The 19605-nt window shown below is 69.5% G+C and carries 22 protein-coding genes and 1 tRNA gene; 5 read left to right on the forward strand and 18 right to left on the reverse strand.

The window, feature by feature from the left end:
• Nucleotides 1-5: 5 nt before the first annotated feature.
• The 11 genes from FB381_RS22370 to FB381_RS22420 all read right to left on the reverse strand — a co-directional run bounded on the left by FB381_RS22370 (nucleotide 6) and on the right by FB381_RS22420 (nucleotide 10487).
• The gene (locus tag FB381_RS22370; protein ID WP_141782281.1) at nucleotides 6-383 is read right to left on the reverse strand and encodes a VOC family protein; all 378 of its coding nucleotides are present in this window, start codon (nucleotides 381-383) and stop codon (nucleotides 6-8) included.
• A 21-nt stretch (nucleotides 384-404) separates the two neighbouring features.
• Complete coding sequence (locus tag FB381_RS22375; protein ID WP_141782935.1) at nucleotides 405-1604, reverse strand: AGE family epimerase/isomerase; 1200 nt, start codon at nucleotides 1602-1604, stop codon at nucleotides 405-407.
• Nucleotides 1605-1606: 2 nt separating this feature from the next.
• Nucleotides 1607-2575, reverse strand: a complete 969-nt coding sequence (locus FB381_RS22380) for a dihydrodipicolinate synthase family protein (protein ID WP_141782282.1) — start codon at nucleotides 2573-2575, stop codon at nucleotides 1607-1609.
• 29 nt (nucleotides 2576-2604) lie between these two features.
• Nucleotides 2605-3813 carry a galactose oxidase gene (locus FB381_RS22385; protein WP_141782283.1) on the reverse strand — a complete coding sequence of 403 codons (1209 nt, stop codon included), beginning with the start codon at nucleotides 3811-3813 and terminating at the stop codon, nucleotides 2605-2607.
• Complete coding sequence (locus FB381_RS22390; RefSeq protein ID WP_141782284.1) at nucleotides 3810-5021, reverse strand: sialidase family protein; 1212 nt, start codon at nucleotides 5019-5021, stop codon at nucleotides 3810-3812. The genes FB381_RS22385 and FB381_RS22390 overlap by 4 nt, the downstream gene beginning before the upstream one ends.
• A gap of 84 nt (nucleotides 5022-5105) precedes the next feature.
• The gene (locus FB381_RS22395; protein ID WP_170225274.1) at nucleotides 5106-5792 is read right to left on the reverse strand and encodes a FadR/GntR family transcriptional regulator; all 687 of its coding nucleotides are present in this window, start codon (nucleotides 5790-5792) and stop codon (nucleotides 5106-5108) included.
• Entirely contained in the window at nucleotides 5789-6709 is a 921-nt protein-coding gene (locus tag FB381_RS22400) for a dihydrodipicolinate synthase family protein (RefSeq protein WP_170225275.1), read from the reverse strand. Before FB381_RS22400 ends, FB381_RS22395 begins: the two co-directional genes overlap by 4 nt.
• The gene (locus FB381_RS22405; protein WP_141782287.1) at nucleotides 6706-7536 is read right to left on the reverse strand and encodes a carbohydrate ABC transporter permease; all 831 of its coding nucleotides are present in this window, start codon (nucleotides 7534-7536) and stop codon (nucleotides 6706-6708) included. The genes FB381_RS22400 and FB381_RS22405 overlap by 4 nt, the downstream gene beginning before the upstream one ends.
• Nucleotides 7533-8441, reverse strand: a complete 909-nt coding sequence (locus FB381_RS22410; RefSeq protein ID WP_170225276.1) for a carbohydrate ABC transporter permease — start codon at nucleotides 8439-8441, stop codon at nucleotides 7533-7535. The genes FB381_RS22405 and FB381_RS22410 overlap by 4 nt, the downstream gene beginning before the upstream one ends.
• A gap of 26 nt (nucleotides 8442-8467) precedes the next feature.
• Nucleotides 8468-9727, reverse strand: coding sequence for an ABC transporter substrate-binding protein (locus tag FB381_RS22415; protein ID WP_170225277.1), 1260 nt, complete (start codon nucleotides 9725-9727; stop codon nucleotides 8468-8470).
• A gap of 112 nt (nucleotides 9728-9839) precedes the next feature.
• The gene (locus FB381_RS22420; protein ID WP_281285066.1) at nucleotides 9840-10487 is read right to left on the reverse strand and encodes a PPOX class F420-dependent oxidoreductase; all 648 of its coding nucleotides are present in this window, start codon (nucleotides 10485-10487) and stop codon (nucleotides 9840-9842) included.
• Nucleotides 10488-10628: 141 nt separating this feature from the next.
• Between FB381_RS22420 and FB381_RS22425 the strand changes: the two genes are divergently transcribed.
• Both FB381_RS22425 and FB381_RS22430 read left to right on the forward strand, forming a co-directional pair.
• Nucleotides 10629-11249: a TetR/AcrR family transcriptional regulator gene (locus tag FB381_RS22425; protein ID WP_141782290.1), complete on the forward strand. Its 621-nt coding sequence runs from the start codon at nucleotides 10629-10631 to the stop codon at nucleotides 11247-11249.
• The gene (locus tag FB381_RS22430) at nucleotides 11246-12268 is read left to right on the forward strand and encodes an NADP-dependent oxidoreductase (RefSeq protein ID WP_141782291.1); all 1023 of its coding nucleotides are present in this window, start codon (nucleotides 11246-11248) and stop codon (nucleotides 12266-12268) included. Before FB381_RS22425 ends, FB381_RS22430 begins: the two co-directional genes overlap by 4 nt.
• Nucleotides 12269-12334: 66 nt before the next feature.
• Here FB381_RS22430 and FB381_RS22435 read toward each other — a convergent pair.
• A tRNA-Tyr gene (locus FB381_RS22435) sits at nucleotides 12335-12416 on the reverse strand.
• 140 nt (nucleotides 12417-12556) lie between these two features.
• Here FB381_RS22435 and FB381_RS22440 point away from each other — a divergent pair.
• Complete coding sequence (locus FB381_RS22440) at nucleotides 12557-13048, forward strand: YajQ family cyclic di-GMP-binding protein (protein ID WP_141782292.1); 492 nt, start codon at nucleotides 12557-12559, stop codon at nucleotides 13046-13048.
• Here the strand turns inward: FB381_RS22440 and FB381_RS22445 are convergent.
• The 3 genes from FB381_RS22445 to FB381_RS22455 are packed head-to-tail and all read right to left on the reverse strand — an operon-like array spanning nucleotide 13039 to nucleotide 15737.
• Nucleotides 13039-13764 (reverse strand): response regulator, encoded by a 726-nt coding sequence (locus tag FB381_RS22445; protein WP_141782293.1) that lies wholly within the window; start codon nucleotides 13762-13764, stop codon nucleotides 13039-13041. The genes FB381_RS22440 and FB381_RS22445 overlap by 10 nt on opposite strands.
• Nucleotides 13761-14924 (reverse strand): sensor histidine kinase, encoded by a 1164-nt coding sequence (locus FB381_RS22450; RefSeq protein WP_141782294.1) that lies wholly within the window; start codon nucleotides 14922-14924, stop codon nucleotides 13761-13763. The genes FB381_RS22445 and FB381_RS22450 overlap by 4 nt, the downstream gene beginning before the upstream one ends.
• Before the next feature lie 27 nt (nucleotides 14925-14951).
• Nucleotides 14952-15737, reverse strand: a complete 786-nt coding sequence (locus FB381_RS22455; RefSeq protein WP_141782295.1) for a hypothetical protein — start codon at nucleotides 15735-15737, stop codon at nucleotides 14952-14954.
• 93 nt (nucleotides 15738-15830) lie between these two features.
• Between FB381_RS22455 and FB381_RS22460 the strand changes: the two genes are divergently transcribed.
• The gene (locus FB381_RS22460) at nucleotides 15831-16325 is read left to right on the forward strand and encodes an SRPBCC domain-containing protein (protein WP_141782296.1); all 495 of its coding nucleotides are present in this window, start codon (nucleotides 15831-15833) and stop codon (nucleotides 16323-16325) included.
• 39 nt (nucleotides 16326-16364) lie between these two features.
• Nucleotides 16365-16823 (forward strand): RrF2 family transcriptional regulator, encoded by a 459-nt coding sequence (locus FB381_RS22465; protein ID WP_141782297.1) that lies wholly within the window; start codon nucleotides 16365-16367, stop codon nucleotides 16821-16823.
• A 112-nt stretch (nucleotides 16824-16935) separates the two neighbouring features.
• On the opposite strand, the gene FB381_RS22470 is transcribed toward FB381_RS22465, so the two are convergent.
• Genes FB381_RS22470 through cysT form a run of 3 tightly spaced genes read right to left on the reverse strand, consistent with a single transcriptional unit; the run spans nucleotide 16936 to nucleotide 19604 of the window.
• Nucleotides 16936-17913 carry a sulfate/molybdate ABC transporter ATP-binding protein gene (locus FB381_RS22470; protein ID WP_141782298.1) on the reverse strand — a complete coding sequence of 326 codons (978 nt, stop codon included), beginning with the start codon at nucleotides 17911-17913 and terminating at the stop codon, nucleotides 16936-16938.
• Nucleotides 17914-17926: 13 nt separating this feature from the next.
• Entirely contained in the window at nucleotides 17927-18769 is an 843-nt protein-coding gene (locus tag FB381_RS22475; protein WP_141782299.1) for a sulfate ABC transporter permease, read from the reverse strand.
• Entirely contained in the window at nucleotides 18762-19604 is an 843-nt protein-coding gene (gene cysT, locus FB381_RS22480; RefSeq protein WP_141782300.1) for a sulfate ABC transporter permease subunit CysT, read from the reverse strand. The genes FB381_RS22475 and cysT overlap by 8 nt, the downstream gene beginning before the upstream one ends.
• Nucleotide 19605 lies beyond the last annotated feature (1 nt).

Consider the following 19605-nt stretch of genomic DNA (forward strand, 5'->3'; position numbering starts at 1 on the left):
GGCGGTCAGCCGGCGCCGTACGGGACCGTGATGATCTCGAGGTTGTGCCCGTCGGGGCTCTCCCAGTAGACGCCGCGGCCGTCGTCGTTGTGGTTGATCCGGCCCTCCTCGCGATGGAAGGGGTCGGCCCAGTAGGTGATGCCCCGCTCGGTGATCCGGCCGAAGATCTCGTCGAACTCGGCCTCGGACACCTTGAACGCGTAGTGCTGCGGCCGGAAGTCGTGATCCTCCACGACGTCGAGGCTGACCTGGTTGGAGAGCTCGACGACCCGGAACGGCCCGAAGACCTGAGCCTCGGGAAGACCGAGGATCTCGGTCAGATGGGTTGCCATAGCCTCTCGGTCGGAGGCGTGCACGATGGTGTGGTTCAGCTCGACGCTCATCGGAATCTCCTGTCTCGCTCCCTACGACTCTAGGCGCGCCGCCAAGGTCCGGGCGAGCGTAGGAGCGAGCGGGGCGTCGGGGAGCAGCAGCGCATTGACGGCGTGGTAGGCGTCCGGCTTGTCCGGCCACGTGCGGCCCGAGACCCGCATCGCGTCGTCGAGCTCATGGTGCCAGCTTCCGTGCCGGTGGTCGACGAAGTGGTTCTCGATCGCGCGCCACCACCGGTCGAGGTCGGCTGCGCCGGCGGCACCGTCGGTACGCCGCGCCAGGGTGTCGGCGGCCGCGACCGCCTCGGCCATCACCCAGTGGAAGCGCTCGCGAGTGACCGGCTCGCCCTCCCAGTCCGTGGTGTAGACGATCGTGTCGCCCACGGAACCATCGCGTACCGCCCGGACGTAGAGCGCCGTGGCGGCCTCGACCAGCCATCTGGGCGGGTCGTCGAGCGCACCTTCGAGCCCGACCAGGAGGCGCGACCACTCGAGCCCGTGTCCTGGCGTCGCGCCGTAGGGCCGAAACGGATCGGCTGGGGCTCCGGCGTTGTAGTCGAGGAGGACCCGCCACTCGGCGTCGAAGTGCTCCGGCAGACGCCAGCCGTTGGCCCGCGCTCCGGCGACGACCTGCTCACAGATGCGCAGCGCGCGATCGCGCCAGCGCGGATCACCGGTGGCGTCGGAGGCGGTCAGGTAGGCCTCGACGGTGTGCATGTTGCTGTTGACGCCGCGGTACGCCTCGGCCGTCGTCCATCCCGCGTCCCACGCTTCGCGACATCGGCCGGCCTGCTCGTCCCAGAACCACCGGTCGTGAACGTCGAGCGCCTTGTCGAGCAGCTCGGCGGCGCCCGGGACTCCGGCGAGCCGCGCGGCCGACGCGGCCAGCACGACGAAAGCGTGCTCGTAGCAACCCTTGCGGGTCTCGGCCCGCCGATGATCGGCGGTCACGGCGGCGAACCAGCCGCCGTGCTCGGGATCCACGAAGAAGTCACGCAACGCTCGAACACCGTGCTGGGCCAGCGGGTCGACAGCGCCCTCGCGCATCGAGGCGATCGCGAAGACGTACGTCATCCGGGCATTGATCCACAGCTCGAGCCCGCGCTCCGTCTGAACCTCGCCGGCGGCGTCGAGCCGCCCGAAGCCGCCGTCGGGCAGTGCCGAGCGGCGCGCGAACCTGAGCACGGAGTCGAGCTGCTGCTCGCGCCAGCGCCGGGAACCGGGGACGGGCATGGTCACGCTCCGATCGGGGTGGTGTCGACGGAGAGTGCGGGGAAGAGCTCGGGCAGCAGGGAACGGGCGTCGTCGCGGGCCGCGGCCACCGCGGAGTCAGGCGCCGACTGGTAAGGCCAGCGCACCCGCAGACCGATGTCGGCCCAGCCGCCGACGGCAGCGAGCAGCTTGTCGAGCGCGGGGTCGGAGACACCCGCGCTCTGGAGCGGGGCGACGTGCCGGGTGAACCACTCACCGATCCGGCGCTCGAGGTCACCGGCCAGGGCCGGATCGGCGGTCATCAGGTCATACCAGCGCGCCGCGCCCGCCGGGGAGAGACCGGCGATGTTGGAGTAGCTGCCCCGAGCACCGCGGGCCAGGCCCGACGCGAGCCGGTGGCCGGGCACGAAGACCGCGCAGCGCTCGAGCACGCCGAGCGTACGCAGCTCGTCCCACCACGCGTCGCCGCCGCCAGGCACCTTGACGCCGATCAGTGACGGTGTCTCGTCGAGGAGTCGACCGAGGAGCTGCGGCGTGAGCGTCGTGGTGGCGCGGCCAGGGTTGTAGAGGACGAGCGGGATCGGCGCGGCGGCTGCGGCGATCCTGGTCACGAAGGCGACGCACTCGTCGTCGGTGAGCGGGAGCCAGTCGGGCAGTGCGACCTGGTACGCCGACGGCGCCAGGTCGCGGGTGCGAGCGATCCGCTCCAGCGTGACCTGCGGGACGGGGTGGCTGGCACCCAGCTGGAAGGGCTTGCCTGTCTCCGCGCACGCAGCCGCGAGCATCCGGCTCACCTGCTCGGCCTCGCCGTCCAGCAACAGGTGCAGCTCGCCCGCCGTCCCGTGAGCGTAGACACCGTGCAGCGGCGACGCCGCCAGCGTACGGATCTCGGCCTCGAGCCGATTCCAGTCGATGTCGTCGTCTGCTCGGAGCGGCAGCAGGACCGAGCCCCACACTCCCTGCAGACTCGCGGCCGAGAGGGGCGCGCTCATCGGGCCACTGCTCGCTCGCTGAGGCTCGCTCATCGGCGTACCCGCCAGATCACAGGGGTGCGTACCCCTGGCCGGACCTCTCCGCTCGCGATGACGAGGTCGCCGTCCCACTCCACAGCGGGCGTCGTCACCTGCGACGGCCCGGGGAACCGGTCGACCGCCGACCATCGGTCGGTCCGCAGGTCGTAGCGGAGCACGTCGGTGTTGAACCCGGCGTGGTGGTCCTGGAGCCAGGCCACCACGTCGGCGTTCCCGGCCGCGCTGTGCTCCTGGATGAGGTCCCACCGCTCGACGTCGCCGTCACCGGCGTAGACCGTGATGCCGCGGCGGTCACCGATCCCGACCCCGGCCATGACGCACCAAGGCAGATCGGCCAGACGGGACCAGTTGCCGTTGCCGGGATCGAAGGAGTAGGCATCGGTGTGCAGCCTCCACGAGCCGTCCGGCTGCTGGTAGCGCCCGGAGATCAGGTGGAACCGGCGACCGTCGGAGGCCGCGACCGCGACGGTCCGCGGCCCACCTGGCCAGGTCGGCAACGTCCGCCAGCCGGAGTCCGGGTCGGCGAGATCCAGCGCGTAGAAGGACTCACCCTCGGCGACGTAGGCAGTCGTACCGACCATCGCGGCGGCACCGTAGGAGAGCGGTCGCGGTAGCGACGGCAGGTCCTCGCGTACGAGCGCCTCGGCCGCCGGATCGAAGCGGAGGAGATAGACATCGGCGAACTTCTCCACAGTGGCTCGTGCGGCGCCGTTCGGTCCGCCACGAAACCCCTCGCCACCGATCACCAGGACGCCCCGCGGCGTGCTCAGGCACGCGGCGTACGCGACCGCGTCGGGCAGGGTGAGCGGCAGATCGAGCCATGCGTACGCCCCGCCCGACCGACGCAGCACGAACGCGTCGTTCCAGTAGACCTTGCCCAGCACCGGGTTGCGCCCGGCGGTGCGGCCCGGCTCGGGGAAGTTGGCTCCACCCGCGACGATCAGGTGATCGCCGTGGGCGCCGGCGACCGGACCGGCGAGGCCGACCTGGCGCCAGTACGCCTCCCCCACCGGTATCTCCTCCGCCCAGTCCGTCCGGTTGGGCGGTAGGTCAGGCAGACGCTCCCAGCCGGCGGCGCGAGCGCCGGGAACGCCGGCGTCTCCCCCGGGTGCGGCCGCGGCACGGGTCAGCGACGTCAGTCCGAGACCCGCGCCGGCGGCACCGGCAGCACCGGCGAGCAGCGCGCGCCGGGTGGTCATCGCAGCTCGCTCAACGGGACGCGGCGGAAGGTGATGGTCTCGTTGGCCCCGTTGATGCCGGTCTCGTAGAGGAGCCCCAGCTGCCGGCCCGGGAGCTGCACCAGGTCGGAGTACGCAGCCGGGTCGGCCGACACGGCGAGACGGTTCTCCCAGGTCTCACCAGCGTCTTCACTGACCCGCAGCGCCATCGCCGCACGCCGGGTCGGGTCGCTCGGACCGGAGTACACAAGCGGCCAGTCGCCACCGCGCACCTGGAGCACGCTGCCCTGGACGACGGGCCCCACCAGGCCGGGCTCAGCGGCGAACGGCGTCACCAGCGACTCGCCGCCATCGACGGAGACGGCGTCGGCACGGGTGGCCGGCGAGCTCCCGTTCTGGTCTCGGGTGTTGAAGTAGAGGCTCCCGTCGCGCAGCTGGGTGGCGATCGACTCGTTGGTGTTGAGCTCGCCGTCGAAGGTGCTGTCGTCGAAGCCGATCCGCCAGGTGCGACCACCGTCGTCGCTGAGAAGACTGTGGGCGCCGTAGTACTTGGCCTCCGCACCGGTGTCGGCCGAGCCCGCTGGCGGCGCGCTGGAATGGTTGGCCGGGACCACCAGCCGCCCGTCGTGCGCGCCGCCGATCACGGCCACCGCGTGGCCCGGGCCGGTGGCGTACCAGCGCCAGTCCGGGAGCTTGGTGGTGGCGGTGATCTCCTCGAGCGGCGAGAACGTACGCCCGTCGTCGGTGCTGCGCTGCACGAACACCCGGCGGCTGTCCTCCGCCGAGACCTCGCCACGCAAGATCTCGGCCTCGCTGGCGGTACCGGCGTTTCGGGTGCTGAGCAGGACCAGATCTCCGGTGCGGGGGTCGACCACTGGCGCGGGATTTCCGATGGTGTTCTCGGCCTGGTCGGCGACGACCGCCTGCGGGCCCCAGGTGCAGCCACCGTCGACCGACCGGCGCCGCACGATGTCGATCGAGCCGGCGTCGGACTTCGACTCGCGCGCTTCGGCGAAGGCGATGACCGCACCGTCATCGGCGCGGACGACCGCTGGGATGCGGTAGACGGCGTAGCCGCTCTCACCGGAGACGTAGGGGACCGATCCGGTGCAGCGGGACGACTCCGGGTCGGCTGAGGGGGTGCCTGCCCGGGCCGTTTCCGCGTTGATGAGCACGGGGATGGCCATGGTCGCCGCGGCGGCCGCGGCTGCGCGATGGAGGTTCCTCATGGTGCGTTCCTTCTCTCTCGACGTCGATGAACGTGTCGTGTCGTTGTCGTTGGATGACGCTGGTCCTGATGGTCCTTCCGTCGCTCAGGCGCGTTCCTGCAGCAGCCGCGCCCGGACGCGTACGTCGTCGAAGTGCTCGAACATCCGGGCCGTGGCGAGGTCGGCGTCCCCTGCCTGCAGGGCCCGCACGATCGCGAGGTGAGCCTCGCCGCGGTTGCGTTCGGGACTTCCCGGGATGGTGTCGCCGACCCGGACGAAGAGCTCCCAGAACAGCTCGATCAGGTTCTCGACCAGTGGGTTGCCGAGGGTCTGGTAGAGCGAGAGGTGGAACTCCCGATCGACGTCGGCGAAGCTCTCGCCGCGCTGCTCCCGCTCGCTCATCTCGGTGGCCAGGTCGGCACACCGGGCCAGCGCTTCCTCCTCCTCGTCCCGCAGCCGGCACACGGCCGGCATCAGCCCGGCCTCCATCGCCTCACGGGCGGTGAGGAGCTCCTCCAGGGAGGCGCCCGGTTCGGCCAGTCCGTAGGGCAGTTGCTCGATCACCGGCCGGAAGGAGAACGTGGCGACGTAGAGCCCGTTGCCGGGTCGCGCCTCGATCACGCCGAGGGTCTGCAGGCTCCGCGATGCCTCGCGCAGAGAGAGCCGACTGACCTCGAGCTCGGCGGCCAGCACGGCCTCGGGCGGAAGCCGGTCGCCGGGCCTCAACCCGTGCTCTCGGATGAAGTCGCGCAACCGGGTCTGGGCCTCACGGTAGATGGATCCGCGCTTCATGACTGCCCGGCCTGCCCGGCCTGCCCGGCCTGCTCGACGGCGACCCGCAGTCTGGCGGCGAGAGCCTCCACCTCGGCGATGGCCGTCGCGTCCAGCGGACCCCATGGCGTACGCGGTGAGCCGGCGTCCGGGCCGAGCCGGTTCATCAGCTCCTTGACGAACCCGAGCCCTCCGTGACGGCCGGCGACGGCCGCGATCTCGCGGAAGGGCCGGTGCAGCTCGTAGGCGCGTTCAGGATCGCCCGCGTCGTACGCCTCGACGACCCGGTGCGCGACGGGCGCGAGCCCGTTGTAGAGACTGCCGATCACCGCCTCCACGCCGATCGCCAGGCCGGCGGGGAGGAGCTCGTCGCGTCCGAAGTAGACCCGGACCCCCGTCGCACGGGTGCGGTCGCACTCGATGAGGTCCTCGTCGGTGAACTTCACCCCGGCGAGAGTGGGGATCCGCTCCCGGGCGGCGGTGACGACATCGGCCGGCAGATGGGTCGAGCCGGTCATGCTCGGAATGTGGTAGTAGCACATCGGGGTCTCCCCTGCCGCCTCCGCGATCCGGGCCAGGTGATCGACGACCAGCTCGACGCGCGGCGCCTCGCCGTAGAACGGCGCCGTCGCGGCCACGAGGTCGACACCGTGGTCAGTGGCGTGCGCCGCCAGCTCGGCCGCCTGGGCGAGGTCGTTGGAACCGACCTGTGCGGCCAACCCGAACCCGTCGGGCCGCACGGCTGCCCAGGCCTCGAGGAGGCCACGTCGCTCCTGGGTCGTCAGCGACGGATACTCACCGGTCGTACCGACCACGAACGCGCCGAACACACCGGCGCTGTGCAGATGCTCGGCCTGCGCCTCGATGACCGAGAGATCGAGACGTCCGTCCTGGTCGAAGGGCGTCGGTGTCGCCGCCCAGATTTCCAATCGACTCAACTCTTCGTCGCTCCTTCGGTCAGTCCAGCCACGATGTAGCGCTGGAGGAAGATGAACAGGACGATGACGGGCAGCGCGATGATCGCGGACACCGCCATCAGGTCGTTCCACTTGGTTCCGAATGCGTTGGTGATGCCGGCGAGCACGACCGTAACCGGCTGGAATCTCTCGTCGGGTGCCAAGGCGAGACCGAAGACGAACTCGCCCCAGGCCTGCAGGAAGCTCACCGCGCCGACCGTGATGATGCCCGGGGTGCTGACCGGGACGGCCACTCGCCAGAACGCGGTGAGCTCGTTGCAGCCGTCGATCTTGGCCGCCTCGACGATCTCCTCGGGGATCGCGAGGAAGTAAGGCCGCAGGATGGTGATCGCCAGCGGCACGGCCAGCGAGCAGTTGGCGATGATCAAGCCGGCGTAGCTGTTGACGAGCCCGGCACCGCTGAAGAGCACGAACATCGGCAGCGCCAGGTTGACCGATGGCACCATCTGCACGGCCAGGAAGAGCATCAGGAACGCGGAGACGAAGCGCACCTTAAGCCGCGCCAGGGCGTACGCCGCCGGCAGCGCGACCAGCAGCGTGACGACGGTCGTGCCGACCGCGATGATGCCGCTGTTCATGAGCCCGCGGGCGATGTCGCCGTTCGAGAAGACCGCATCCGCGTACGACCCGAAGGTCGGGGGCAACGGAAGCAGGTCCGGCGGTGTCGCGAAGATGTCCTCCGCGCCCTTGAAGGACGTGTTGACCATCCAGTAGACGGGGATCAGGTAGACGGCGGTGATGAACACGGCGGCGAACACCAGCAGCCGGCGCCGGGAGACGGCGGTCATGCGCCCTCCTCGTTCCGCAGGGCACGGAAGTAGACCAGCGCGAGCGCGATGGAGATGACCATCAGCACCGTGGTCGCCACCGCCGCGGTGTCGAACCGGGAGAACTCGAACGCCTCGTTGTAGGCGTAGACCGGCAGCGTCTCGGTGGCGTTGCCCGGCCCTCCCCCGGTCATCAGGAAGATCGTGTCGAAGGTCTTGAAGGTGAAGATGAAGATCAGCAACGTGACCGTCAGACTGACCGGCCGCAGCAGCGGGAAGGTCAGCGAGCGGAACTGCTGCCATGCGGAGGCACCGTCGATGCGGGCAGCCTCGTAGTAGGTCGGCGAGATGCCCTGGAGCCCGGCCGCCAGCAGGATCATCGCGAACGGCGCGAAGCTCCAGGCCGTCGCCACGGTCACCGCCAGCAGCGCGGGGTTCGGCTCTCCGAGCCAGAACAGGTCGCGATCGAGCAGCCCTAGGCCGCTGAGCGCCGCGTTGAGCAGGCCATAGCTGCCGTCGAGCAGCCAGCGCCAGACGTTGGCGCTGACGACCGTGGGCAGGATCCAGGCCAGCAGGAGCAGCGCGCGCAGGACGTTGCGGCCCCGGAACTCACGGTGGAACAGCAGCGCCAGGCCCAGACCGACCGCGAACGCGATCGCCACCGTGCCGACGGAGTAGACCAGCGAGACGACGACGGCGTGCCAGAACTCGGAGCGGCCGAGCTGGTCTCGGTAGTTGTCGAGCCCTACCCAGGCGGCGCCGCCCCGGACGACCTCACGGAGGCCGACGTCGAAGAAGCTCTGCAGGATGTTGTAGATCAACGGGTAGACGACGGTGAGGACGACGAACGCGACCGCCGGGGCGAGGAAGAGATACGGCGCGACGTTCAGCCGTCCGCGCCTCGGCCGGACCGTCGTCCTCCGCACTGCCGGCTCCACTTCAGCGAGGGAGGTCACGAACCGAGCGCGCTGTCGATCTTGGCCTGCGCCGCCTGAGCGGCGTCGGCCGGACTGCTGCTGCTGCTGATGGTGGCCTGCAGGGCCTCCTGGATCGCGGTCAGCGACTCGTTGGAGTGCGTCGCGACGTCTCCCTCAGGAGCCCAGGCATTCTCGAGCTGGTCGGCGAAGGTCTTGCGGATCGGGTCCTCGACCGCCTTGGGAACGTCGTCGCGGGCGGGCAGCTTGTTGCGCGCCGGGAGGTACTCCTCCAGCACCGACTGCTCCTGCAGATGAGCGATGAGGTCCCAGGCCGCGTCCGGGTCACCGCTGCCGGCGCCGATGGTGAGGTTCTCCGCCGAGAGGAAGGTCTTCGCTGCCTTGTCCTTCGGCAGCGGTGCCACGCCCCAGTTCAGGTCCGGCGCTTCGTCACGCAGGATGTTCACGTACGTCGCCGAGTTGATCATCATCGCGGCATTGCCGCCCGCGAAGTGGGTCTTGGCGTCGTCCTCGAGCCACGTCAGGAACCCCTTCGAGAGCCCGCCGTTGTCGACCATCCGCTCGAAGGACTCCAGCGCCGCGGCGCCGGTGCCGTCGCCGAACGTCTCGAGATCTCCACCGGCCGCGAGCTGACGGAGCAGGATCCCGGTGGCGCCCTCGGCGCCCTCCCGCCCGGAGACGGCCAGGCCGTACTTGACCTTCTTGGCCAAGGCCGCGGCAGTGCTCTCCATCTCGTCCCAGGTCGTGGGCGGCTGCACTCCGGCCGCCTCGAAGACGTCCTTGTTGTAGTAGAGCGCGTAGTCGTCCGCGACGTGCGGGACGCCATACGTCTTGCCGCCGACCTGCGTGGTCTCCCAGCTCGTCGGGTAGTAGGCGTCCTGCTCGCCCCACTCCTCGACGCGGTCGCTGATGTCCTCGATCACGCCCGCGTCGGCCATCTGCTGGGTGTCGAAGGCGTTGATCAGCGCGACGTCGGGGCCCTCGCCCGCGGCCGCGCCCTGCTGCAGGGTCCGGTTGAAGTCCTCGAAGGGGATGAACCGGATCTTCACCTTCACATCGTCGTTCTCGGCGTCGTACGCCTCGAGGGCGTCGTAGAGCGGCTTGCCGGTCGGCATCTGCTCATCGCCGTAGTACTGCCAGACCGTGACGGTTCCGTCCGAGGAACTCGACCCGGACTCGCCGCCCAGCGCACCACAGGCCGAGAGCGAGATGGCCAGCACGGAGACGAGACCGCCGATGGCGGTGCGGCCGACGACGTGTGTGCGAGTTCGGATCATGACGTCCTCCGACATGGGGGTGTGTGATGCCAGTCACAGTAGTCAGATATCTGATAACTCGCAAGAGGTCTTCTGGCAGCCCGCCAGACATGTCCTCATGCCCGGTCGACGATCACCAGCCCGACGGACGCGTGTTGCCGAGCACCCGGGTCACCGTGATCTCGATGACGACACGCTCGGGGTTGGGCCGGGGCTGCTTGTAGCGCTCGGCGTAGCGCCGCTCGGCCTCGGCCACCGACTCCTGGTCCTCCTTGACGACCGCAGTGCCCTCCAACGTGCACCAGCGCCGCCCGTCGACCTGACTGACCGCCACCTGCGCGTCGGAGCCGGCCGCGCGTACGTTGCGGGCCTTCTTGCTCGCCCCGCTGCAGATGACGCGAGCGACGCCGGCCTCCGGGTCGAAGGTGACCCCCACCGGCACCAGGTGCGGGCTGCCGTCGGGGCGGCTCGTCGTCAGGAAGCAGACCCGCCGCTCCCGCCAGAACTCGTCGTTCTCCGAAGCGGTCGGAGCGTCGTCGACCTTGTCGTGCCGGCCGGCCAGGCGCATGTATTCACCCTGGAATCCGCTGCTGGTCGCAGTCTCCTGGAGCGCGCCGGTCGGCGCGAAGAGCAGCGCCAGGCGCTCCTTCTCGGCCGAACCATCTTCGGCGAGCGATGCCTCGATCCGCTCGACCTCGGCGATGAGGTCGGCCCCCGTGCCGAACGACGTCCACGTCGTGTCGAGCTCGGCCGAACGAAGCACGCCTAGCAGGTCTTTCACGATTGCCGCTCGACTATCACGCACGCTCGCCACCGTAGCCTGCCCCTCGCTGTCACGTTGCAACCGGCGAAGACATGGACAGGACGCTCACGTCGCCGAAATACGGAGGCGTATTCGCATACGGCGCGGTACCTTAAAGGCATGCAACGACGCCCCACCCGCGCCGAGCGCCGAGAACAGACGCGCGCCGACCTGGTCGACGCAGCGGCCCAGCTCTTCTCCACGGAAGGGGTCGCGAAGGTCTCCGTCGAGTCGGTCGCCGAGGCCGCCGGCTACAGCCGCGGCGCCTATCACAGCAACTTCGAGAACCGCGACGAGCTGCTCGACGCCGTGGTCGACGCCGTGGTCACCGATCTCGGTCCGGAGCTCGGGCGGAGGACCGCAGAGGCACGCGGCGCGCTCGATCAGCTCGAGGCCTACATCCGCACCTTCGTGGCCTACTGCGCACGCGAGCCTGTTCGCACCCGTGCGCTCGTCGCGGTGGTGTCCCATCGAGCCACGACCGGCGGCGCCGCGTACGACACGATGGTCGACGAGTCGCTCGCAGACCTGGTCACGATCTTCGAGCAGGGAAGCAAGACCGGCGAGATGCGTACGTTCGACCCGACACTGATGGCGAGGATGCTGCGCCGCACCCTCGACGGCGAGGCATCGAGGATCGCCGGCGGAGCAGCCGCGGCCCCGATCGCCGACGAGCTCGTCACGACCTTCGTGCGCGCCACGGGTGCTGACACAGGCGCCGAAACGACGGAGGGATCATGACCCCGGCCAGCAACCACCGACTCGTACTGCGCCGCCGCCCGGCAGACAGGATCACACCGGACACCTTCGGGTTCGAGGAGCGACCGATCGCTCCCCTCGCCGACGGCGAGGCCCTGATCGAGGTCGCCTGGCTCGGGATCGACGCGACGCAGCGTACGTGGCTCAACGAGGGCTCGACCTACGTCGATCCGGTCGGGATCGGTGAGGTCATGCGCGGCAGCGGCGTCGGGAAGGTCGTGGCCACGAAGAGTCCGGACCTCTCCGTCGGCCAGTGGGTCTACGGCACGCTGGGATGGCAGCGCTACGCCGTCGCCCGCGGCGAAGGCCTCTTCGGGGTCAACCCGGTGCCCGACGGCATCGACCCCAAGCACATGCTCACCGTCTTCGGGGTGAGCGGCCTGACGGCGTACGTCGGGATCGACCGTGTGCTCGGGGTGGGCGAGGGCGACGTCGTGCTCGTCACCGCGGCGGCCGGGAGCGTGGGATCCCTCGCGGGCCAGATCGCCAGGCTGCGCGGCGCCCGGGTCATCGGGACGGCCGGATCAGCAGCGAAGGTCGACTGGGTGCGCGACGTGGCCGGCTTCGACTGCGTCGACTACCACGACGACCTCGCCGAAGCGTTCAGCACCTTCGCACCCGACGGCTTCACCGCGGTCTTCGACAACGTCGGCGGAAGCCAGCTCGAGACCGCCCTCGACCACCTCGCGCTCCATGGCCGGATCGCGCTGTGCGGATCGGTCTCCTCCGGCTACACCGCCGACGGCTACGGCACCGGCCCGCGCAACTACATGCAGCTCGCCTTCAAACGGGCGAAGATGGAGGGCTTCATCTTCCTCGACCACGTCGCCGACTTCCCCGCCGCGCTCGGTGATCTGGCCGGCTGGTTCGGCGCCGGCCGGCTCACCTGGGCCGAGGACGTCGTCTCCGGTCTCGAGCACGCCCCCGCCGCGCTCCAAGGGATCTTCGACGGCGACAACCTCGGAAAGCGCCTGGTGCGGGTCGACAGGCCGCTCGCCTGACCCCGGAAAAGCGAAACACCCCGGTGGCCAACGTTTCCGCTGGTCACCGGGGTGTTCTCCCAGGCGTGGCAGATGAAGGATTCGAACCTTCGAAGGCAAAGCCGACGGATTTACAGTCCGCTCCCATTGGCCGCTCGGGCAATCTGCCTGGGTTGTGTGCACGCTCCCGCGAAGGGATCGCGACAGCAAGAAACAATAGCGCAGGGCCCGGCGGCGTACGAAAACGGCACGAGGTTCTAGTGTGAGGTCGGTACGTTCCCGCGGGCAGGTAGCAAAGAGGAGATGGTCATGGCTGACTCGTCGTTCGACATCGTGAGCAAGATCGACCGCCAGGAGGTCGACAACGCGCTGAGCCAGACCGCGCGGGAGGTCGCGACGCGGTTCGACTTCAAGGGCACCAACGCGACGATCGAGTGGAGCGGTGAGCAGGCGATCGAGATCTCCGCCTCGGCCGACGACCGCGCCAGCGCTGTGCTCTCGGTCTTCCAGGACAAGCTGATCAAGCGCAAGCAGTCGCTGAAGATCCTCGACGCGGGCGAGCCGCGCCAGTCGGGCCAGGTCTCCAAGATCTCGATCACCCTCAAGGAGGGCATCTCCTCCGAGGACGCCAAGAAGATCTCCAAGCTGATCCGCGACGAGGGCCCGAAGGGCGTCAAGGCGCAGATCCAGGGCGACGAGCTCCGGGTCTCCTCCAAGAAGCGCGACGACCTGCAGACCGTGATCACGCTGGTCAAGGGCCAGGACTACGACTTCGCGGTGCAGTTCATCAACTACCGCTGAGACCAACGCTCCGGGCCCGGCCCAGTCCCAGGCCACGTCGGGGCTCCGGTCGCCTCGACAAGCCCCGTCTCGTACGCCACCATCACCAGCTGCGCCCGGTCGCGCGCCCGCAACTTGGCGAGCAGGCGTCCGATGTGGGTCTTCGTAGTGGCCATGCTCAGGTGCAGGTGCTGGGTGATCTCGGTGTTGGACAGCCCACGGGCGATCAGCGTGAGCACCTCGAGCTCCCGCTCGGTGATGCCTTGGAGCGAGCGGGCGGGCTGCCGCCCCGGTTCGGGGCGGCTGGCGAACTCTGCGATCAGACGCCGGGTCACCGAGGGTGCCAACAGCGAGTCGCCGGCGGCGACCACGCAGACCGCAGCCAGGACCTCGCTCGGCGGAGTGTCCTTGAGGAGGAAACCCGAGGCTCCGGCACGCAGTGATGCGTAGACGTACTCATCGAGATCGAACGTGGTCAGGATCAGCACTCGTACGCCGCTGAGCACTGGATCAGCGCAGATGCGACGTGTGGCCTCGATGCCGTCCAGCCCGGGCATGCGCACATCCATCAAGATGACGTCCGGCCGCTCGCGGTGGGCCAGCGCGATCGCCTGGTCGCCGTCGGCTGCCTCGCCTACCGCGGTCATTCCGGGAGAGTGCTCGATCAGCGCTCGGAAGCTGCCCCGCAACATCGCCTGGTCGTCGGCGATCAACACCCTGATGTCGTCCCCGGTCATCGCCGCTCCCCGTGGAGGAGGCGCACGGACACCCCGAAGCCGCCTTCGGGCCGCGGGCCGGCGGTCAGGCTGCCGCCGTACATCGTCGCCCGCTCCCGCATGCCGAGGAGACCGTTACCACCGCCCGGCAGGCCAGGTGTCGTCGCCATCCGGCCTGCTGCGGGGCCGTCGTCGACGACATCGATGCGGATCTCGAACGCGTCTGCCTCGACCGTGGCGCGGCATCGGGTCGGGGCTGCGTGGCGCACGACGTTGGTGAGAGCTTCTTGCACGATGCGGTGGACGGTCAGCTCAACGTCGTCCGAGAACCCGTCGGCGCCGTCAACGCTCAGGGTGACGTCGACCCCGGCCCGACCGGCCTCGTCGGCCAGCGACTCCAGGCCCGCGAGACCCGGTGCGGGGCCCAGCGGAGCCCCGGAAGTACGCAGCACCCCCAGCGTCCGTCGCATCGCAGCGAGAGAGGACCGGCTGGTCTCCTCGATGACCTCGAGCGCGTCGAGCGCCTGCTGAGCCTCTCGCCCGTCGAGCGCAACATGGCGCGCGATCCCCGCCTTGACCGCGATCAGGCTGAGGCTGTGGGACACGATGTCGTGCAGCTCCCGGGCGATGCGCAGCCGCTCCTCGTCGAGCGCGCGCTCTGCTCGGCGCTGTTGCTGCCGCTCGGCTTCTTCGCGACGCCCTCGCACCACCGCACCCGCCGCCCCCGATGCTGCGATCACCAACGTCACCAGCGCGGCCACCCCTACCGCCCCGCGCCAGTCCTGAGCAGGGGTGATCACGGCCTCCCCGACGATGACACCGCCGACGGCAACCGGGAGAGCGACGGCGAGCGCGGATGCGGAGCGGCGTACGGGTTCAGCGAGTCCGACGAGGTAGGCGGCCAAGCCGGCTGCAACATAAGGCTCTCGGGTGATGTCGAGCAGGGAGGCTGCCGTCAGGGCGGCCGTGACCACGGCCAGCACCCAGATCGGCCAGCGGCGGCGTACGGCGACGGGCAGTCCGACGGCGACAGCGATCGTCCAGCCCAGCCACGACGGTCCGGCGAAGGCGGGGAGGCCATCGTCCGAGGACATGTTGGCGAAGCCGAGATAGACGACGGCGACGACCAACCCTGCGACAAGGTCGAGCACGAGCAGGAGGCGGCTGCTTGTGCGCTGCATGATGTGATCGTATCCGCGCCGGAGCATCTAGCCCGCCTGCCCCAACAGGGTCAGCAGGCCGAGTGTCACCATCGTCACCAGGGACCAGCGGACGACCGCGCCCGTGGCTGGGCGGGGGAAGTCGCGCAGCAGACCGACGCCCATGGGAACCAGCGCGATGCACAGGCCCGTCAGAGCGACCAGGGACATCGGCGTCGTGCCCTTCAGGACACCGATCGGCAGCGCCGCCATCGACCCGAGCGCCAGGGACCGGACAGGGCCGAGCACTCCGGTGAGCCAGGCTCCGACGGCCAGGACGATCCATCCGACGAGGATCGCGACGTTCAGTACGGAGAAGATGTGGAAGGCGGCGTAGCCGGATGCGACCGTCTCCGTGGCGGCTACCGGTCCGTGAGCGTCGACGAGGCGGAACGCCATGTGGTCCGTCCCGGCGTGAAAGGCCCGCGCGAACAGGCCGAAGGTCGCCAGGGTCCCGCCCCACACCGCCCAGCCAGGGCTGCGGTCGCTGATCCGTGCGGCCAGCAGGGCGACCGCCGGCCACAGCAGCACGCTGCCGGTGGCGAAGAAACCGTACGCCGTGGCCATCAGCACTGGTTCGCGCGCATAGCCCGCCAGTTGCTCGGGAAAGAAGAACGGAACCTCGACCCGCAGCAGAGCGCCGACCAGCATCAGCACAGGGCCGAGCATCATTCCGGCTGCCCCGACCCAGCGGCCCGGGAAACCAACGGGTTCCAGTGGTTCGACCGGGAACAGGCTACGGGCCCGGGCCCCGATCGTGGCCTGCGATGCACGGGGTGCGGTCTGTTTCGTCATGGCACGAGAGTGCCGCGAACCGGCAGCGCGACGCGTCGGAGCGGGGTCGGAAGTCCGGCGTCAGACCTGGGTCTGATCATCTAGTCTCCAGCCGTGACCTACGAGCATCCGAGCGCGTCGATCTCGATCGACGCCCCGATCGAGACGGTGTGGCGGGTGATGATCGAGACCGAGGCGTACGCAGAGTGGAACCCGTTCGTCGTGCGCGTCGAGACCGCGCAGCCGGCGGCGGTGGGCAACCCGATCGTGCTGCACGTCGCGTGGGCCGGTGGCAGCCGGTCGCGCTCGCCCGAACGGATCACGGCGCTCGAGCCGCCGGTCGTCGGCGACGACGGGGTGGCGGCGGCCCGGATGGCCTATGTCTACGAGGGGTGGCCGGCCAGGCTCGGCCTCGTGCGCGGCGTACGTCATCAGCGACTGAGCCAGCGACCGCACGGGCCCACGGTCTACGAGACCGTCGAGGAGTTCTCCGGACCGCTGGTGAGGCTTGCGGGGCCCGAGCGGGTCGCCGACGGCTTCCGGCGGCATGCACACGGCCTCAAGAAGCGCGCCGAGGCCGACACGGGAGAATGTCGACTTAACCACTAGATTGAGCGAAATTCTGCATTCATCTGCAAGAATGTGGCCGTGCGAGTATCTGCCAAGTCCGACTACGCCCTCCGCGCCCTCATCGAGATGGCATCGCGGGAGGACGGAAAAGCTGTCAGCGCCGAGGAGCTCGGCCGCGCCCAGGAGATCCCCCACGGGTTCCTCCAGGCGATCCTCGCCGACCTCCGCAAGGCCGGCGTCGTCATCTCCCAGCGCGGGCAGTCCGGCGGTTGGCGCCTGGCCCGCAAGGCCACCGACGTCTCCGTCGCCGACGTGATCCGCGCCGTCGACGGACCGCTCGTCTCGGTCTACGGCCTGCGCCCCGAAGCGGTCACCTACAACGAGCGCGCTGACGTGCTCCAGCATGTCTGGATCGCCGCCCGCGACTCCCTGCGCGATGTCTTCGAGAAGGTCTCCATCGCCGAGCTCGCCTCTCGCGACCTGCCCGAAGAGGTCACCACCCGCACCGCGCGCGACGAGGCCTGGCTGCCTCACTGATCCCACGGAGTGAGATCCGGACCATGACTGGACAGGCACTTCCCGGGCTGGACGGGTGTTTCAGTGCCCGTCCAGCCCAGGGATACCCGGTCGACCGGGTATCCCAACGCCCCTACGCCGCCGACACAGGCGCCGGCATCGTGTAAGCCCCCGGCGTCGGCGTGACGAACACGTTGGCCCCTTCGTCGAGCTGCAGAGCTCGGGCATGCGTACGCGTCAGCTCGGCGGTCACGACCTCGCCGTCGTCGGTGAGCACCGTGAGGCGCACCTCGAAGCCGATCCGCAGCACCCTCGAGATGGTGCCCTCGAGCGAGTGCTCGGAGATCGGTGAGGGCGTGACCTCGACGTCGTGGGGCCGGATCAGCGAGCCGCCCAGCGTGGTCACGTCACCGAGGAACGACATCACGAAGTCGTTGGCCGGCTCGTCGTAGAGCTGCTCGGGGGTGCCGATCTGCTCGATGCCACCCTGGTTGACGACGACGATCTCGTCGGCGACCTCGAGGGCCTCCTCCTGGTCGTGGGTGACGAAGACGGTGGTCACGTGCACCTCGTCGTGGAGCCGCCGCAGCCAGTCGCGCAGCTCCTTGCGCACCTTCGCGTCCAGAGCGCCGAACGGCTCGTCGAGCAGCAGCACCGACGGCTGGATCGCCAGCGCCCTGGCCAGCGCCATCCGCTGGCGTTGGCCGCCGGAGAGCCGCGAGGGCAGCCGGTGGGCGAACTGGGAGAGGTGCACGAGCTCGAGCAGCTCCTCCACCTTCGCCTGGATCTCCGGGCGCGGGCGCTTGCGGATCTCCAGCCCGAACGCGACGTTCTTCGCCACCGAAAGGTGCTTGAACGCCGCGTAGTGCTGGAAGACGAAGCCGACGTTGCGCTTCTGGACCGGCAACGACGTCGCGTCCTTGCCCTCGATCACGACCGACCCGGTGTCGGGTGTCTCCAGGCCGGCGATGACCCGCAGCAGCGTGGTCTTGCCGCCGCCGGAGGGGCCCAGCAGTGCCGTCAGCTGCCCGGTCGGGATGGTCAGATTGATGTCTTCCAGCGCGACGAAATCGCCGTAGCGCTTGTTGACACCGATTACTTCGATGCTCATGGGATATGCCCTTTCACCGCACGCGCGCACCACGGGCGCGCAGCACGAAGACGACGAGGATGCAGACGACCGAGACGCTGGCGAGGAGGAAGGCGACGGCGTACGCGCCCTGCTGGTCGAAGTTGAGATACTTCTCCTCGACCGCGAGGGTCGCGGTGCGGGTCTGGCCGAGCACGTTGCCGGAGACGACCTTGACCGCGCCGAACTCGCCCAGCGACCGCGCCAGGGTGAGCACGACGCCATAGATGACGGCCCACTTGATGCCCGGCAGGGTGATCCGCCAGAAGGTCTGCCAGGCGCTCGCACCGAGCGAGGCGGCGGCCTGCTCCTGCTCGGTGCCGATCTCCTCGAGCACCGGGATGACCTCGCGGATGACCAGCGGCAGCGACACGAACGCGGTCGCCATGATGATGCCGGGCGTCGCGAAGATGACCTGGAAGCCGGCCGACCCCAGCGTCGGCCCGAACCACCCGTCGCGGCCGCCGTAGACCAGCACGAGCGCCAGGCCCACCACGATCGGCGAGACCGACAGCGGCAGGTCGATCAGTGCGCTGAGGATGCGCTTGCCGGGAAACTCCGTACGCACCAGCAGCAGCGAGATCGAGACGCCGAAGACCAGGTTGATCAGCGTCGCCACCACAGCGGCGACGCAGGTCAGCTGGATCGCATGCACCATCTGCGGGTCGCTGAAGATGTCGTCGAAGGCCTCGGTCGTGAACCCGACGTCGGGCACGTGGAAGGCGTTCCAGGCGACCAGCACGACCGGCCAGGCGACCAGGAGGCCGAGGTAGGCGATGACGACGACGCGGAGGACGTACGTCAGGGGTGTGCGGGGCGCACGACGGGTCTCAGCCACGGCGCACCATCCTCCGCTGGATCAGGTCGAGCACGACGATGACGAGCAGCGAGACGAGCAGCAGCATCGCCGCGATCGCCGCCGCGCCCTCCGGGTTGTCGTTCTCGATCGCCGACAGGATCCGCACCGAGGCGACCTCCGACTTGAACGGCAGGTTGCCCGAGAGCAGCACGAGCGAGCCGTACTCCCCCATCCCGCGCGCGAAGGAGAGCGCCGCGCCCGCTGCGATCGCGGGCGCCAGGGAGGGCAGGATGATCCGCCGGAACGTGGTGAACCGGGAGGCCCCCAGCGAGGCCGCGGCCTCCTCCACGTCGGCGTCCAGCTCCTCGAGCACCGGCTGCACCATGCGTACGACGAAGGGCAGGGTCACGAACGCGAGCGCCAGGTAGACCGACATCGAGGTGTTGGCCCAGTGCAGCCCGAGCGGTGACGACGTGCCGTAGAGGGAGAGCAGCACGAGGCCCGCGACGATCGTCGGTAGCGCGAACGGGATGTCGATGATGACTTCTAGGAGTCCCTTACCCCAGAAACGATCGCGCACGAGCACCCAGGCGATGACGGTGCCGATGACGACGTTGATCAGGGTGACGACCAGAGCGGCACGGATCGTCAGCCAGATCGCGGCCGCGGTCTGGCCGTTGCCGAGCTGGTTCGCGAAGGCGGACCAGCCGCCGGTCGAGGCGGTGATGATCACCGCGACCAGCGGGATGAGCACGAGCAGGCTGAACCAGAGCATCGTGATGCCGAGTCCGATGCCGCTGGTGCGAGTCAGAGTGTTGCCCGGCCGGCGGACACGAGAAGCAGCCGGCCGGGCAGCAGGGATGGTTGTCGTCATG

The organism is Nocardioides albertanoniae (assembly GCF_006716315.1).
Taxonomy (GTDB): domain Bacteria; phylum Actinomycetota; class Actinomycetes; order Propionibacteriales; family Nocardioidaceae; genus Nocardioides; species Nocardioides albertanoniae.